Source organism: Novosphingobium percolationis, from assembly GCF_020179425.1.
Classification (GTDB): domain Bacteria; phylum Pseudomonadota; class Alphaproteobacteria; order Sphingomonadales; family Sphingomonadaceae; genus Novosphingobium; species Novosphingobium percolationis.
Genome location: NZ_JAILYM010000006.1, coordinates 256,007 through 270,809, shown reverse-complemented (window position 1 = coordinate 270,809; position 14,803 = coordinate 256,007). Strand labels below are relative to the sequence as shown.

At 65.6% G+C, this 14,803-nt stretch carries 15 protein-coding genes and 1 tRNA gene; 8 read left to right on the top strand and 8 right to left on the bottom strand.

Annotation, left to right across the window (positions count from 1 at the left end):
* Positions 1-320: 320 nt before the first annotated feature.
* From infB to rimP, 4 genes are read right to left on the bottom strand one after another with little or no spacing between them, the layout of a single operon-like run.
* The gene (gene infB / locus K3A84_RS16275) at positions 321-2,933 is read right to left on the bottom strand and encodes a translation initiation factor IF-2 (RefSeq protein ID WP_225010407.1); all 2,613 of its coding nucleotides are present in this window, start codon (positions 2,931-2,933) and stop codon (positions 321-323) included.
* 5 nt (positions 2,934-2,938) lie between these two features.
* Positions 2,939-3,709 (bottom strand): DUF448 domain-containing protein, encoded by a 771-nt coding sequence (locus tag K3A84_RS16270; RefSeq protein ID WP_225010406.1) that lies wholly within the window; start codon positions 3,707-3,709, stop codon positions 2,939-2,941.
* The gene (nusA, locus tag K3A84_RS16265) at positions 3,690-5,339 is read right to left on the bottom strand and encodes a transcription termination factor NusA (protein ID WP_225010405.1); all 1,650 of its coding nucleotides are present in this window, start codon (positions 5,337-5,339) and stop codon (positions 3,690-3,692) included. The genes K3A84_RS16270 and nusA overlap by 20 nt, the downstream gene beginning before the upstream one ends.
* A gap of 5 nt (positions 5,340-5,344) precedes the next feature.
* On the bottom strand, positions 5,345-5,905 hold the full coding sequence (gene rimP / locus K3A84_RS16260; RefSeq protein WP_225010404.1) for a ribosome maturation protein RimP: 561 nt from the start codon (positions 5,903-5,905) through the stop codon (positions 5,345-5,347).
* 456 nt (positions 5,906-6,361) lie between these two features.
* On the opposite strand from rimP, the gene K3A84_RS20450 reads away from it, so the two are divergent.
* Together K3A84_RS20450 and K3A84_RS16255 are read left to right on the top strand one after the other, a co-directional pair.
* Positions 6,362-6,493 carry a hypothetical protein gene (locus K3A84_RS20450; protein ID WP_263626350.1) on the top strand — a complete coding sequence of 44 codons (132 nt, stop codon included), beginning with the start codon at positions 6,362-6,364 and terminating at the stop codon, positions 6,491-6,493.
* The gene (locus tag K3A84_RS16255) at positions 6,490-6,717 is read left to right on the top strand and encodes a PspC domain-containing protein (RefSeq protein WP_225010403.1); all 228 of its coding nucleotides are present in this window, start codon (positions 6,490-6,492) and stop codon (positions 6,715-6,717) included. The genes K3A84_RS20450 and K3A84_RS16255 overlap by 4 nt, the downstream gene beginning before the upstream one ends.
* Positions 6,718-6,777: 60 nt before the next feature.
* Here K3A84_RS16255 and K3A84_RS16250 read toward each other — a convergent pair whose 3' ends face one another.
* Positions 6,778-7,587 (bottom strand): queuosine precursor transporter, encoded by an 810-nt coding sequence (locus K3A84_RS16250; RefSeq protein WP_225010402.1) that lies wholly within the window; start codon positions 7,585-7,587, stop codon positions 6,778-6,780.
* Between the two features lie 59 nt (positions 7,588-7,646).
* On the opposite strand from K3A84_RS16250, the gene K3A84_RS16245 reads away from it, so the two are divergent.
* Positions 7,647-7,723: transfer RNA gene (locus tag K3A84_RS16245), tRNA-Arg, on the top strand.
* A 28-nt stretch (positions 7,724-7,751) separates the two neighbouring features.
* Here the strand turns inward: K3A84_RS16245 and K3A84_RS16240 are convergent.
* Both K3A84_RS16240 and K3A84_RS16235 read right to left on the bottom strand, forming a co-directional pair.
* On the bottom strand, positions 7,752-8,639 hold the full coding sequence (locus K3A84_RS16240) for a hypothetical protein (protein ID WP_225010401.1): 888 nt from the start codon (positions 8,637-8,639) through the stop codon (positions 7,752-7,754).
* 96 nt (positions 8,640-8,735) lie between these two features.
* A complete protein-coding gene (locus K3A84_RS16235) occupies positions 8,736-9,335 on the bottom strand; it encodes a TetR/AcrR family transcriptional regulator (protein WP_225010400.1) in 600 nt (199 codons plus the stop codon).
* Between the two features lie 106 nt (positions 9,336-9,441).
* On the opposite strand from K3A84_RS16235, the gene K3A84_RS16230 reads away from it, so the two are divergent.
* Positions 9,442-10,716, top strand: coding sequence for a cytochrome P450 (locus K3A84_RS16230; RefSeq protein ID WP_225010399.1), 1,275 nt, complete (start codon positions 9,442-9,444; stop codon positions 10,714-10,716).
* 13 nt (positions 10,717-10,729) lie between these two features.
* The gene (locus K3A84_RS16225) at positions 10,730-10,909 is read left to right on the top strand and encodes a rubredoxin (protein ID WP_225010398.1); all 180 of its coding nucleotides are present in this window, start codon (positions 10,730-10,732) and stop codon (positions 10,907-10,909) included.
* Positions 10,910-10,970: 61 nt separating this feature from the next.
* On the opposite strand, the gene K3A84_RS16220 is transcribed toward K3A84_RS16225, so the two are convergent.
* Entirely contained in the window at positions 10,971-12,119 is a 1,149-nt protein-coding gene (locus K3A84_RS16220) for a CaiB/BaiF CoA transferase family protein (protein WP_225010397.1), read from the bottom strand.
* 195 nt (positions 12,120-12,314) lie between these two features.
* On the opposite strand from K3A84_RS16220, the gene K3A84_RS16215 reads away from it, so the two are divergent.
* The 3 genes from K3A84_RS16215 (at position 12,315) to K3A84_RS16205 (ending at position 14,734) form a co-directional block, all read left to right on the top strand.
* Positions 12,315-12,587 carry a hypothetical protein gene (locus K3A84_RS16215; protein ID WP_225010396.1) on the top strand — a complete coding sequence of 91 codons (273 nt, stop codon included), beginning with the start codon at positions 12,315-12,317 and terminating at the stop codon, positions 12,585-12,587.
* Between the two features lie 86 nt (positions 12,588-12,673).
* Complete coding sequence (locus K3A84_RS16210) at positions 12,674-13,396, top strand: response regulator (protein ID WP_225010395.1); 723 nt, start codon at positions 12,674-12,676, stop codon at positions 13,394-13,396.
* 36 nt (positions 13,397-13,432) lie between these two features.
* A complete protein-coding gene (locus tag K3A84_RS16205) occupies positions 13,433-14,734 on the top strand; it encodes an ATP-binding protein (RefSeq protein WP_225010394.1) in 1,302 nt (433 codons plus the stop codon).
* Positions 14,735-14,803: the final 69 nt, after the last annotated feature.

Below are 14,803 nucleotides of genomic sequence, written 5' to 3'. Positions count from 1 at the left end.
AGCACCCCCTCACTGGCTTACTTGCGGCCAAGCTCGATGAGCTTGACTACCAGCCCGACGAGGCTGACCAACAAGGTCGCCACGCCAAGAACCAGAATCACGGCAGTTTCAATTTTCATGCATATCACCTTCCCTTCCGTCGCGGGTTGCGACCTCGTGAAAGCGTGCATCGTAAAATTGAGCTGACGCATCTTAGTTCTTCGCGACGAACCAGATGAAAAGCGGAACTACCGCCATAATGGCAAAAGGCCCATCAGCACACAGCCGACGCCAAACCTGACGCTACGCTGCGGCTGATAGGCCATTTTGTGTAGTTGGACTTAAAGCGTGCGCTGGCGCATCTCGACTTCGAAGACTTCGAGGTGATCGCCCGGCTTGATGTCGTTGGTGTCCGTAAGGACCACACCGCATTCGAGCCCTGCGCGCACTTCGGCCACGTCGTCCTTGAAGCGACGCAGCGACGCGATGGTCGTGCGGCTGACGATGACGTCGTTGCGGGTAAGACGCGCGTGAATGCCCTTGCGGATGAAGCCTTCCACGACGAGGAGCCCTGCCGCCTTGTCCTTCTTGCCCGCGGGGAACACTTCCTTGACCTCGGCGCGGCCGACGACGGTTTCGATCGCTTCCGGCCCGAGTTCGCCCGCCATTTCCGAACGGATGTCGTCGGTGAGCTGGTAGATCACGTCGAAGTACTTCATCCGCACCTTGTTGCGCTCGATCAGCTCGCGCGCCTTGGCGTTCGGGCGGACATTGAAGCCCACGATCGGCGCGCCGCTGGCCTGCGCCAGGTTGACGTCGCTTTCGGTGATCGCACCCACGCCCGAAGACAGGATACGCACCTTGATCTCGTCGGTGGAGATCTTGTTCAACGCGTTGACGATCGCTTCGGTCGAGCCCTGCACGTCGGCACGAACCACCAGCGGGTATTCGATGACGGCGGCCTTCGCGGCGAGCGCGGAGAACATGTTCTCGAGGCTCGTCGGCGCGGTCGTGGTGCGCTTGGCGGTCGCCTGTTCCTGGCGATAGGCGGCAACTTCGCGAGCGCGAGCCTCGTTCTCGACCACGGTCAGGGTGTCGCCCGCCATCGGCACGCCACCGATACCGAGCACTTCGACCGGCAGCGACGGCGGCGCGGTCTTCACCTGACGGCCCTTGTCATCGAGCATCGCACGCACGCGGCCCGACTGGGTGCCGACGACGAGAATGTCGCCGACCTTGAGCGTGCCGCGGTTGACAAGAACGGTGGCCAGCGGCCCCTTGCCCTTGTCGAGCTTGGCTTCGATCACGGTCGCTTCGGCGGCGCGGTCCGGGTTGGCACGCAGTTCGAGCAGTTCGGCCTGGAGCAGGATCTTCTCGATCAGATCGTCGAGACCCGCGCCGGTCTTCGCCGAAACTTCCACGTCCTGCACGTCGCCAGACATCGCCTCGACGAGAATTTCGTGTTCGAGCAGGCGCTCGCGGATCTTCTGCGGATTGAATTCCGGCTTGTCCGACTTGGTGATCGCCACGATCATCGGCACGCCAGCGGCCTTGGTGTGGTTGATCGCCTCGATCGTCTGCGGCATCAGCCCGTCGTCGCCCGCAACCACCAGAATGACGATGTCGGTGACATTGGCACCGCGCATGCGCATTTCGGTGAAAGCTTCGTGGCCCGGCGTATCGAGGAAGGTGATGAACTCACCGCCCTTGGTCTTGATCTGGTAGGCGCCGATGTGCTGTGTGATGCCGCCGGCTTCGCCGCGCACCACATCGGTGCCGCGCAGCGCGTCAAGCAGGCTGGTCTTGCCATGATCGACGTGGCCCATGATGGTCACGACCGGCGGACGCGACTGCAGGGTCTCCTCGGCATCGACATCCGAGCTGGTATCGATGTCGACGTCGCTGTCGCTGACGCGCTGGATGTTGTGGCCGAATTCGGTGACGAGCAGTTCGGCGGTGTCCTGGTCGATGGCCTGATTGATGGTGACCATCATGCCCATCTTGAACAGCGCCTTCACCAGATCCGCAGCCTTTTCGGCCATGCGGTTGGCGAGATCCTGCACCGTGATCGCATCGGGCACGACCACGTCGCGCACCTGCTTTTCGCGCGGCTGCGACTGGCCCGCGAAGTGCGCGCGGCGTTCCTTTTCACGCGCACGCTTGAGCGCGGCGAGCGACCGGGCGCGGGCCCCCTCGTCGTCGTTGAGCGCGCGGGTGACGGTCAGCTTGCCCGCCTGGCGGCGATCGCCGGCGTTCTTGTCGCGCTGCGGGTGCGCAGGCTTCTTGGCGGCAGGTTCCGGACGCTTCACCGGGGCGACCGGCGTGAAGCGGCGTGGCGCAGGCGCTGCGGGAGCAGCGGCCTTGACCTCGGCAGGCGCAGCAGAAGGGGCAGCTTCGACCGGCGCGGCAGCAGCGACAGCTTCGGCAGCCGGAGCCACAGCCGCCGGGGCGGGCGCGGCTTCGACGACGGGCGCCGGGGCCGGAACAGGCTCGGGCTCGGCCGGAGGGGCGGCGGTGACAGGCTCGGCCTTGTTCGCTTCCTGCGCGCGGTTTTCCTCGGCGCGGCGACGCTCTTCCTCAAGCGCGCGCTGGCGCTCTTCCAGCTCACGGCGGTTGGCGGCCTCTGCCGATGCCAGACGGGCTTCCTCGGCCTCGCGCAGCAGGCGGGCCTGAAGCTCCTGGCGCGTTTCGCGCGACGCCATGGGCGAGACTGGCGGCGGGGGCGGCGGAGTCGGGCGCGCGACCGGTGCAGCGGGCGCGGCAGCGACCGGCTGGGGGGCTTCGGGAGCCAGCGCAGCTTCGCCGGGGCGGCCCATCACCTTGCGCCGCTTGACCTCGACCACCACCTTGTTGGTGCGGCCGTGGCTGAAGGTCTGCTTGACCTCGCCGGCCTCGACCGAAGTCTTCAGGCCCAGCGGCCTGCGGCCCAGCGTCGGCTTCTTGTCATCGCTCATCGAACTTATTCGCCCTTCGTATCAATATCGTCGTTCGCCGCCCCGCTCAGGTCTTCTAAAAGACCTGCATCCGGTGTGGCGGCGGCATCGGCCCCGAAGCCTTCATTCCCAACCCCGAGAAAACGTGTCAGGCGCCGTAGCGGGCCGGCTATGCGCTCGGCTGCGGCGGCATCGGTTACGCCCAAGTGTACGACGTTGTCGCGGCCCAATGCCACAGACAGCGCCGCGCGGTCCAGCGGCAAGATTGTCCCCTTCATGCCGGTGCCTTCGGCCTCTTCACCAACACGCCAGGCCTGCGCAAGCTTGTTGGGACCGTCGCTGCCGGCATCGCTGGCATGCGCGAGGAAGCGCACGGCGCCTGCCCTGCAGCCTTGTGCTATCTTTTCGGTGCCGAGCAGGATGTTGCCTGCGCGCAATTCAAGACCCAGCCGATCGTTGACCGTGCGGCGCAGCGCCACCTCGATCCGTTCGGCAAGGTCTTCGGGAATGGTCAGCACGGCCCCCTTGAAGGCGCGAGCCAGCGCTCCCTTAAGTTTGCCATTGCCGATCGCTTTTTCAAGGTCTTGTCGCGTTACGCCGATCCAGGCCCCCCGTCCCGGCGCACGCGCCAGGGGATCGGGAAGGACCAGTCCATCGGGCGAGATCGCGAGGCGCAGGAGATCGTCCCGGCCGCCATGGCTTCCGGAAAGAACGCACTTGCGCTCCGGCGAAGTTTCCTCCGCCGGGCGTGCCTTCGGCCTTGCGGCGCTTAGCGTGTCATTGCGAGGATTCCGCATCGGCGGCCTCCTCGGTTTGCGGCGCGGCGACCGGTTCATCGTCGAACCAGTGGGCGCGCGCGGCCATGATGATCTCGTTGCCCTGCTCTTCGTTCAGGCCATATTCGCCCAGCACGCCACCCTTGTCCTCGACGCGTTCCGAACGCTCGCGGCGTTCGACCGGAGCATTGTTGTTGCGGCGGCGCTGTTCACCCCCGCGCTTCTTGGCGATGAGTTCGTCGGTGGCGAGATCGGCCAGATCGTCGAGCGTCTTGATGCCGGCCTTGCCCAGCGTGACCAGCATTGCTTCGGTCAGGTGGGGCAGCTCGGCCAGTGCATCCTCGACGCCCAGCGTGCGGCGTTCCTCGCGCTGGCCTTCCTCGCGGCGCTCCAGTGCTTCGGTCGCGCGGCTCTGCAGTTCCTGAGCGAGTTCCTCGTCGAAGCCTTCGATCGCGGCAAGTTCGCTGATGTCGATGTAGGCCACTTCTTCCAGCTCGCTGAAGCCTTCGGCCACCAGCAGCTGCGAGAGGGTTTCGTCGACGTCGAGTTCCTCCTCGAACATCTTCGAGCGCTCCGAGAATTCCTTCTGGCGCTTTTCCGACGCTTCGGCCTCGGTCATGATGTCGATGGCCGAACCGGTCAGCGACGAGGCAAGGCGCACGTTCTGGCCACGGCGACCGATGGCGAGCGAAAGCTGGTCATCGGGCACGACGACCTCGATGCGGCTTTCTTCCTCGTCGATCACCACGCGGCTGACGGTGGCGGGCTGGAGCGCGTTGACCACGAACGTCGCGGTATCCTCGCTCCAGGGGATGATATCGATCTTTTCGCCCTGCAGTTCCTGCACGACGGCCTGCACGCGGCTTCCCTTCATGCCGACGCAGGCGCCGACCGGGTCGATCGAGCCATCGCGGCTGATCACGCCGATCTTGGCGCGCGAACCCGGATCGCGGGCGGCAGCCTTGATCTCGATGATGCCATCGTAGATTTCCGGCACTTCCTGCGCGAACAGCTTCTTCATGAATTCGGGGTGCGCGCGGCTGAGGAAGATCTGGGGCCCGCGGTTCTGACGCTCGACCTTCATGATCCAGGCGCGGACGCGCTCGCCCACGCGCGGAACTTCACGCGGGATCTGCTGGTCGCGGCGGATGACGCCCTCGGCGCGGCCGAGATTGACGATGACGTGGCCGAATTCGACCGACTTGATCACGCCGGTGATGACTTCGCCCGCGCGGTCCTTGAATTCTTCGTACTGACGGTCACGTTCGGCATCGCGGACCTTTTGGAAGATCACCTGCTTGGCCGACTGCGCGTCGATGCGGCCCAGATCGACCGGGGGCAGCGGATCGACGATGAAGTCACCGATCTGGGCGCCCGGCTGAAGCTTTTCCGCCTGCTTGAGATCGACCTGCTTGAAGTAGTCCTCCACGTCCTCGACCACTTCGACCACGCGCCACAGACGCAAGTCGCCGGTGCGCGGATCCAGCTTGGCGCGGATGTCGTTCTCGGCACCGTAGCGGTTGCGCGCGGACTTCTGGATCGCCTCTTCCATCGCCTCGATGACGATCGACTTGTCGATCATCTTCTCCGAGGCCACCGAGTTGGCGATGGCGAGCAGCTCGGCGCGGTTGGCGGAAATCGCACTGGCCATGACGTTCAGTCTTCCTGTTCTTCGAGGATCTCGTCCGCACCACTGGTATCCAGCGGCCGGGAAGCGGCGATGAGCTTGTCCGTAAGGATCAGCTTGGCGTTGGCGACAAGGGCGAAAGGCACGGTAAAGACCACGCCATCGTCCTCGATGGAGATATCCTGGGTTTCGGCATCAAAGCCAACGAGATCGCCACGATAGCGCTTGCGATTGTCGATCAGCTCGGACAGTTCGATGCGGGCCTCATGACCCACCCACGTGGCGAAATCCTTGGCGCGGGTCAGCGGACGGTCGATGCCGGGCGAACTGACCTCTAGCCGGTAGGCTTCCTCGATCAGCACGTCGCCCGCCTCCTCCAAGGCATCGAACGCGTCGGACACCCGGCGCGACAGCGCGGCGCAATCCTCGATCACCAGCTGGCCGGTCGCGGGGCGCTCGGCCATGATCTGGAGCGTGTGCTCCTCGTCGCCGATCTCGCCGCCCTTGAAATAGCGCACGCGCACGAGATCGAACCCGAGCGCCTTGGCCTCCGGCTCCACAACCTCGGTAATACGCGCGATATCCGCCATGCCTGCTCCAGAAAAGAATCACCCGACGAATGCGCAAAGGCGTTTGGCGCCGGCCCCTTTCGGCGCCAGCCCTGACTTTGCCTTCACAATGTCGGGATTAGTGGCCAGATAAGCGCGGGCATCCCAAATTGCAAGCGGAATTGCCCATCGGGAAGGAGCTGCCGGATCGCTCCGGAAGCGGCGGGGACCCGTACCCACGACCGCCACTCGCCGCAAAAGGGGGAAGCAGCCAGCTCCTGTGCCCGTCACTGCCAATCGGGGCATGAATCACTCCTACCGAAGTATCGGTGAATGACGCCAATATTTGGTATTCACGGTCCATACACGTTCGCGATCGTCCGGACAAAGCTGCGGAAATCCGCCATCGCGGCCAATTGGCACGCCTTCTGCAGAGCAATGGGCATCGGCTGGACGAAAGCCCAGCCACCGCAATGCGACCCAGAAAGGACTGCCACCATGACCGCCATCCGCTCGCTCTCCGCCCACCTCGCCACCGCCGCCGTCGCGCTGGCGCTTTCGCTGACGATGATCAGCGGCACCGTTTCCACCCCCGCCACCCCCGCGTTCAGCATGGAGTATGTCGCGTGACCGACCTGCGTTTCGAAGACTCGTCCGTCCGTCCCCTCGAAGCCTCGCGCCGGGGCTTCCGCCTCAACAAGCAGCGCGGCAAGATCATGGGCGTCTCCGCCGGGATCGCCGACTACTTCGGTATCGACGTGACGCTGGTGCGCGTCGCCTGGGTGATTGGCACGCTGGCGGGCTTCGGCTCACTGCTGCTGGTCTACCTTGCCATCGGCCTGATTGCCGATTGAGCGCCAGACGGCAAAAGGCCCGCGCTTCGACCGAAGCGCGGGCCTTTTCGTTGCGTGGCTTCAGGCCTTGCGCGTCTTGGCGAAGGGGGAGAAGTCGGTGTCGGTATCGAACACGTCGACGCCTTCGTGCCGCTTGAGCGCGCCGACGACAACATAGGTCACGGGCGTCAGCACCACTTCCCACGTCGTCTTGATCACCCACTGCGTGATAGCGAGCGTGACCACCGCCTCGCTCGACCAGCCCGCCGCACCATAGAAGGCGAGCGGATAGAACAACGCCGAATCGACGCCTTCGCCGAAGATCGTCGAGCCGATGGTGCGTGACCACAGGTGCTTGCCGCTCGTCAGCACCTTCATCCGCGCCAGCACGAAGGAATTGACGAACTCGCCCGCCCAGAACGCCACTACCGAGGCGAAGACGATGCGCGGGGTCTGCCCGAACACCGATTCGTAGGCCGCCTGGTTGGGCGCAGTCACCTGCTGACCGAGGATAGTGTAGGTGTTGGAGGCGAGCGCCCATTCGGGTGTCGGCGGGATCGCCACGACGACCACCGCCATGAACACCATGAACAGAAGCGCGAAGAATCCCGCCCATATGCAGCGCCGCGCATTGGCGTAGCCATACACCTCGGTCAGCACGTCACCCAGGATGTACGAGACCGGGAAGAACAGCACCCCTGCCCCGAAACGCACGTCGCCCAGCAGCGGCAGGTTGACCTGAGCCTGCTTAGCCGCGCCGATCAGGTTTGACAGCAGCAGAATGGCGACGAAAGCCGCCATCATGAAGTCGAAGCTGCGGAAATGACGGCGCGCGCCGACCTTTCCTTCGATGCGGGCGAGATGCGGATGCGCGAACTGGGGATCGTTCATGACACGCAAGCTAACCCGGTTTGCAGTCCGCGCAAAGCGTGCTTAAGGGAGCGCGACGCGCGCCCTTAGCTCAGCTGGATAGAGCACCCGCCTTCTAAGCGGGTGGTCGCAGGTTCAAGTCCTGCAGGGCGCGCCAATTCCCCCGCTGCGTGCCGCAGGTCCGTTCAGAACGCGGGCGCAGGATAGCTCTGGCGCATGGCGGGCGTGCCGCGCAACTCGTCGGGAACCGCCTCGGCGTAATCCCAGGCAGAAGCGGGCGAATGCAGCACGGATTCAAGGTCGCTCGGCTGCGACACCTGGCGCGGATGAACGCCAGCCACAGGCGCAGCCTGCGTCGGCAACGCCAGCGCGGGCGCAGCGACGGACGGGGTTCCGGGCGTCACCGGGTGAACGATGGCCTGCGCCGCCGGGGCCATCGCAGCGGCCGTGGGCGCATTGGCGGAAGGCGCGACACCCACGTTCGGATGCGAGACGATCGCGGGGGCGGCCTGCAGCAGCGAGGCGGCAGGAACGACAGCCGGGGCGGCGATGGTCGGCACTGCGGCGTGAGCGGCAGGCGTCTTGGCCAGCCCCTGCAGTTCCGACGGGACGGACGCCTTCGCAGCGTCATCGCGAACGGCGACGAGCGCTGCCTTTGATGCCGCAGGTTCAGCGACCTTCGACATTGCGGGCGCGGCCAGTCCGGGCTTGGGCGCGGTCGCAGGCGCCGCGAACGCCGCCTGCTGCGCGAAAGTCGGTGCCTGTCGCGCAAACGTCGCGGCGCCACCGAAGGCAGGCTGCGGCATCGCCAGCGCGTACTGCTTCGGCAAGGCCGGGAACGCGCCCGCGCTGCGGTCATCGTCCACGTCCACGGCGGACATCGCACGCTCCGATGCTCCGGCACGCAAGATCAGCCCTGCACCGACAAGGATCGAGGCGAAGCGCAGCGCGTGAACGGCCATGCGACGACCGATCCGCGACCGCCGCCCCTGCTGCCCCGCCTTGATGCCGCTTTCCACCATGTCCACTGCCCCGCAATTCCGCGCGCCACCTGCGCCCAGGGCAACACGCACGTGTTTCCCCTTATGCCCTTGCAAGGGTTTCAAGGCAGTTTCGTGAAACTCCGCGCAACAAAGCGCACGATCGCTGTCCTGAAAAGGGCCTCCTGATCAGGGGCGTTCGGCGAAGCGCCGCACGAAACCGCGCATGTCGGGCAGCGACATCGTCGGATCCAGCTGGTGCTGGATCGCGACGCCCAGTTGGAAGCACCCCAGCGCGGTGGCCGCGACCACCGGGTCGATTCCGGGCGCGATAGTGCCATCGGCCATGCCTTCGCGGATCAGGTCGGCGAGCAGCATCTTCACCGCTTCGTGCTGGTCGAGGAAATAGCGCGACTGCGGCAGCAGGTTGCCTACGGCACCCGCCAGCAGCACGAAGTAGGCGCGTGTCAGCCGGTCCTCGTCCAGTCGCTCCATGAACACATCGACGAAATCGAGCATTTTTTCGCGGCCCGAGCGCGCGGTTTCCAGCCGCTGGCGATAGATCTCCTCCAACTGCGCGCCGAGGAACTCGATCATCGCCGCTACCAGCCCATCCTTGGAGCCGAAGCGCAGCGTCACCAGACCGCGGCTGTAGCCCGCGCGCTCGCTGATGCGGTCGAAGGTCGCACCTGTATAGCCGTGTTCAAGGATCACGTCGGCCGCCGCAATCAGCAGGCCCTGTTCCGATTGCTGGCGCCGTTCCGCCTGGGTTCTGCGTACCTTCGTCATTTCGTGCCCGATGCCTCAAAATTTGACCGAGGACAATTTCGAACTTGCTGTACGGCCATATAGTATCTTACATTGAGGCAAGCACAAGATACCGGAGCGGAGAGACATGACCATCAAGACCGAGATCGCGCAGACCATCGTCGACCCACGCGCCTATGCCGACCGCGACCGGCTTGACGCCGCCTTCACCGAACTGCGCAAGACCGCGCCGTTCGACGTCGCCGCCGTCGAAGGTTTCGATCCGTTCTGGGTAGCAACGCGGCACGCCGACGTGCTTGAAATCGAAAGGCGCGCCGACGTTTTCCTGAACGCGGCCAAGTCGGCGACGCTGACCGACAAGGCAGGCGACGCCTTCGTGCAATTCGTCACCGGCGGCGAGCGCAACCTCGTGCGGTCGCTGGTTCAGGTGGATGGCCAGGAGCACAAGGACCTGCGCGCCCTCACCTTCCCCGCCTTCACGCCCAAGGCGCTGAAGGTGCTGGAGGACCAGATCCGCGAGATCGCGCGTGAGTTCGTCGATCAGCTGCTGGCCAAGGCGCCAGAGTGCGACTTCGCCTCGGAGGTCGCCTTCCTCTATCCCCTGCGCGTGGTGATGCGCGTGCTGGGCGTGCCGCAGGAGGATGAACCGTTCATGCTCAAGCTGACGCAGGAGCTGTTCGGCCCCAACGATCCGGACATGAACCGCGAAAAGAAGGAAGTGCCGCCCGAACAGGTGATGCAGATGATGCAGCAGACCATGCTCGACCTGGAGGGCTACTTCGGCGAGGTGACCAAGAAGTTCCGGGCGCAGCCGGAATCCTGCATCAACAGCCTGATCGCCAATGCGAAGATCAACGGTGAATACCTGACGCACCGCCAGATGATGGGCTACTACATCATCGCCGCGACCGCCGGGCACGATACCACCGCCAACACCACGGCCGCGGCCATGTGGGCGCTGGCCGAAAACCCCGACGTGCTGGCCAAGCTCAAGGCCGATCCTTCGGCGATGGCGGGTTTCATCGAGGAGACCATCCGCTGGGCCTCGCCGGTCAAGCACTTCATGCGCACTGCAATCGCCGATGTCGAAGTGGCGGGCAAGCAGATGAAGGCGGGCGACTGGGTCATGCTGTCCTATCACAGCGCCAACCGGGACGAGGACGTGTTCGAGGCCCCGTTCGAATTCCGCATCGACCGCCCGATCCACAAGCACGTCGCATTCGGTTCGGGCCCGCACGTGTGCCTTGGCCAGCACCTCGCGCGCATGGAAATGCGCATCCTGTGGGAAGAACTGCTGCCTCGCATCAGCGAAGTAAGTCTCGCCGGGACGCCCAAGCTCACGCAGTCGAGCTTCGTCAGCGGGCCGAAGTCGGTGCCGATCCGCTTCACCGTGGCCAACTGAACGGAGGCGCGCAATGTCGGATCGTCCGTTCAAGCGGTATCGCTGCAACTACTGCAACTTCGAATATGACGAAGAACTGGGCCTGCCCGAAGAGGGCATCGCGCCGGGCACGCGCTGGGAGGACATTCCCGACGACTGGTATTGCCCACAATGCGGCGTGGGCAAGGACGACTACGAGATGGTCGAAATCTGACCAAAGGTGGGCCGGAGCGACGCTCCGGCCCTTACCATCTGCGCCCCACCCCATCCGGTAGTCAGGCTTCGTCCAGCAGGCGGGCGTTGTGCTGGCCGATCGCCGGGGCGGGACCGGCTTCGGTAACCGGGACCGAGAACGAAACGGGCGCGCGGGTGCGCAGATAGTCGCCCTCGGTCGGGTGCGTCCTCCGCTGGAAGAAGTCCACCGCCTGAAGATGCGGGTCGTCGACCAGATCCTCGATATCGCGGACGGGCATGGCCGGGATCTGGTTCTCGGCGAAGATGCGGCACCATTCGGCCGTCGTCCTGGCGGGCGTACGTTTCGCGATCTCGGCGTAGAAGGCGGTCATGTTGAGCGCGCGAGCCTTTGGCGAGGCGAACCGCTCCTCTTCGACAAGGCCCGGCGCACCGAGCAGGCTGGCGAGAAGGCCGATCGACTGGTCCGTATAAGGTACGATCGAGATCCAGCCGTCGGCGGTGGGAAACGGCTGCCGCTCAGGATCGATCTGGCGCGGGTATCCGGCAGGATAGGTCTGCGGCACGAACGTCTTGCCGTAGAGGTGTTCGAGCATCATGAAGTGGCTGAACGCCTCGAACATCGGCACTTCGACGAACTGCCCCTCCCCCGTACGCAGGCGATGGATGATGGCGGCCAGTGTCGCGTAGGCGGCGTGGAGACCCGCCACCTTGTCCGCGATCAGCGATGGCAGGTAGCGCGGGCGCGGATCGCCATCGGCCCGGGGCAGCAAGGTGGTGGTGCCGGTGGCGGCCTGGATCACGTCGTCGTAGGCCTGCAGATCGCGGTAAGGCCCGCCCGAGCCGAAGCCGACACAGTGGACGTAGACGATGTCGGGCCGGATTGCCTTGACCGCCTCGTACCCGAAGCCGAGCCGTTCTATCCCGGCGCGGCGGACATTGTGGATGAACACGTCCGCGCCTTCGAGCAGCTTGGCCAGGCCCGCCTTACCCTCCGGCGTCTTCAGGTCGAGCGCGACCGACTGCTTGCCCCGGTTGAGGTTCATGTGACAGGCGCCCATGCCCGTGGTCTTGGCAGGTATCCCGGCATAGCGGAACTGGTCGCCGGTGGGCCCTTCGACCTTGATCACATCGGCCCCGAGATCGGCCAGCGTGGCCGTGGCGTAGGGGCCGAACACCACCGAGGTGAGATCGACCACGCGCATCCCTTCGAGCATCCTGGGGCCAGCCATTTTTTCCATCCTTACGCTACGGAATGTTGATTTAACCGAGCGATTAAAGCGCTTGCCGGGCGGTGGCAAGCCCCGTCCGGGCGTCCGCCGGCGATGGCGCCGCACCGCAGCAACACTTTTTCACAGCATCGCGCGGACGCGGCAAAGCGGGAAACACTAGCTGGTCTCCATCGCCCTCGCCGATGGAGACCGCTCATGCTGCTTTCGATCCTTGCCCTTGCCTTTGCCGCGCCCGCCCCGACCGAGGCGGCGCCCCTCGCCTGCAACCCCAGCGGCCCCCGCCCGCAGCATTGCGGCAGCACGCTGGCCGTGTTCGACAAGGCCGCCGCGCCCGCGAAGACCGCCGAAGCCCCGCGCGTTTTCTGCCATCCGGACCCGAGCAAGAACCGCGGCTGCACCCGCGCCGATCCGCACGCCGAGGCGCTGGCGCTGCGCAAGGCGGTCGCGACCACGCAGGATGCACGCTGAACACTTAATTCCCTCCCGCCCGATTGAAGGACGCCGCCGCGCTGCCTATCAACCGGGCGGGACCATTTTTACCGGATCGGACAACCATGCTCGCCCCTTCGATCGTGCTCGTCGAGGATGACGGCCCGCTGCGCACCCTGACCGCGCGCGCGCTGCGGGAACACGGCTATGCCGTGCGCACCGCCGCCACCGGCGCGGAAATGTGGGTGGCGCTCGAGAACGAACCCGCCGACCTGGTGGTGCTCGACATCATGCTGCCCGGTAGCAGCGGCATCGATCTGTTCCGCCGCCTGCGCCGCCAAAGCGACGTGCCGATCATCTTCGTGTCCGCGCGCGGCAGCGAGGAAGATCGCGTGCTGGGGCTGGAACTGGGCGCGGACGATTACCTGCCCAAGCCGTTCAGCTCACGCGAGTTGCTGGCGCGGATCGGCGCCGTGCTGCGCCGGACCGAGGCCAATGGCGAAGACAGCGCCGGAAGCACCGCCAAGCGCGGCGGCGAAGTCCGCTTCGAAGGCTGGACGCTGTCGATGGCCCGGCGCGAACTGCATTCGCCCTCTGGCGCGATGGTGGACCTGACCGGCGCCGAGTTCGACCTGCTGGCCACTTTCATCGGCCAGCCACAGCGCGTGCTGGGGCGCGAGCGCCTGATCGAACTTTCGCGCACGCGGCTGGGCGACAGTTCGGACCGCAGCGTCGACGTGCTGGTCAGCCGGTTGCGCCGCAAGCTGGCTTCGGCAGGCGGCAGCGCGCCAATCGTGACGGTGCGCGGCGTGGGCTATATGTTCAAGGCCGAAATCGAGCGCGACTGAGACTCGATTCCTCGTTAGCATGACGGAGTGAACCTGATGCGGCGCTTCGGCCTGCCTGAACGGCTGCTCGCGATCCTGTTGCTGGTCGCGCTGATCGACTTTGCCGCCAACACCCTGCTGTTCGACCGCGCCAGCGCCTTCGCCCTGCGGCGCGATGACGCAGAACGCATTGCCGAAACGCTGGTCCTGGCCAGCCGCGCGATCGAACGCAGCCCCTTCGACGACCGGCCCGGCGTTGCCAAGGCGCTGTCCACGCCCCGCTTTTCGGTCGCGTGGTCGCCCAACGGAGGCCGCGCGCCCGGCTCGCTGGCGCTGTCGACCTTGCGCGAACAGGTGGTCGCGCTCAGCCCCGAACTCGCGCAGGGAGACCTGCAATTGTCGCTTCGTTCGCTGGCGGGCGGGGGCAATATCGGCGGTTCGATCATCTTGCGAGACCGCACGGTGTTGCGCTTCGAGACCATCGGCAGTGGCACCTGGCGGCTGAACCTGGGGCGTTTCGTCACCTACATGCTGCCTACGCTCGTGCTGGCGGCACTCGCCTGGGCGCTGTTCCACGCGACGCTGCGCCCGCTGGAGCGACTGGTCGGCGCATCGCGCACGGTGGGGTCGGGACGGCCGCAACCGCTGGACGAAGAGGGCCCGGATGAAGTGCGCCAGCTGATCCGCGCCTTCAACCAGATGCAACAGCGCATCCACCGTTCGCTGCTGGCGCGCACGCAATCGATGCTGGCGATTGGCCACGACCTGCGCACCCCGCTGGCGCGCCTACAACTGCGGCTGGAGAACGCGCGCGTCGACGAGGAAACGCGGATCGACATGGAAGGCGACATTGCCGAGATGCGCCACCTCCTTGAAAGCCTGCAGGCTTTTGTAGAAACCGGCGGCAGCAACATTCCCGCCGAACGCATCGACATCGCCGCGATGGCCGCCACCCTGGTCGACAGCGCACAGGATGCGGGCAAGGACGCGACCTACGACGGCCTCGACCGGCTGGAGGTAATGGCGCGCGCGGTGTCGATCCGGCGCGCGCTGTCGAACCTGATCGACAATGCCCTGCATTACGGCGAACGCGCCCGTGTTTCCGTGCGCCGAGAAGGCGCCGACGCGGTGATCGCCATCGAAGACGACGGCCCGGGCATCCCCACGGGTCGGCTAGACGATGTGCTGCAACCCTTCGTGCGGCTCGACAACGCCCGTTCGCGCGATACGCCGGGCATGGGCCTGGGCCTGCCGATCGTCCGGCGCGCAGTAAAGCTCGAACGCGGTTCGCTGCACCTGCTCAATCGCGAAGGTGGCGGGCTGACCGTGGTGATCCGTTTGCCTGGCGCGGTGGATTGAAAGTGCCGAATTGTAACGAAATAGTTCGTCACGGTTGCGTCTGAAACAGGCAAAGCCCGCCACCTAGCT

Bases quoted from the DNA above. Each gene is read 5' to 3' on its own strand.
- infB (WP_225010407.1), bottom strand. From the start codon at position 2,933: ATGAGCGATGACAAGAAGCCGACGCTGGGCCGCAGGCCGCTGGGCCTG.
- K3A84_RS16270 (WP_225010406.1), bottom strand. From the start codon at position 3,709: ATGCGGAATCCTCGCAATGACACGCTAAGCGCCGCAAGGCCGAAGGCA.
- nusA (WP_225010405.1), bottom strand. From the start codon at position 5,339: ATGGCCAGTGCGATTTCCGCCAACCGCGCCGAGCTGCTCGCCATCGCC.
- rimP (WP_225010404.1), bottom strand. From the start codon at position 5,905: ATGGCGGATATCGCGCGTATTACCGAGGTTGTGGAGCCGGAGGCCAAG.
- K3A84_RS20450 (WP_263626350.1), top strand. From the start codon at position 6,362: ATGACCGCCATCCGCTCGCTCTCCGCCCACCTCGCCACCGCCGCCGTC.
- K3A84_RS16250 (WP_225010402.1), bottom strand. From the start codon at position 7,587: ATGAACGATCCCCAGTTCGCGCATCCGCATCTCGCCCGCATCGAAGGA.
- K3A84_RS16235 (WP_225010400.1), bottom strand. From the start codon at position 9,335: ATGACGAAGGTACGCAGAACCCAGGCGGAACGGCGCCAGCAATCGGAA.
- K3A84_RS16230 (WP_225010399.1), top strand. From the start codon at position 9,442: ATGACCATCAAGACCGAGATCGCGCAGACCATCGTCGACCCACGCGCC.
- K3A84_RS16225 (WP_225010398.1), top strand. From the start codon at position 10,730: ATGTCGGATCGTCCGTTCAAGCGGTATCGCTGCAACTACTGCAACTTC.
- K3A84_RS16220 (WP_225010397.1), bottom strand. From the start codon at position 12,119: ATGGCTGGCCCCAGGATGCTCGAAGGGATGCGCGTGGTCGATCTCACC.
- K3A84_RS16215 (WP_225010396.1), top strand. From the start codon at position 12,315: ATGCTGCTTTCGATCCTTGCCCTTGCCTTTGCCGCGCCCGCCCCGACC.
- K3A84_RS16210 (WP_225010395.1), top strand. From the start codon at position 12,674: ATGCTCGCCCCTTCGATCGTGCTCGTCGAGGATGACGGCCCGCTGCGC.
- K3A84_RS16205 (WP_225010394.1), top strand. From the start codon at position 13,433: ATGCGGCGCTTCGGCCTGCCTGAACGGCTGCTCGCGATCCTGTTGCTG.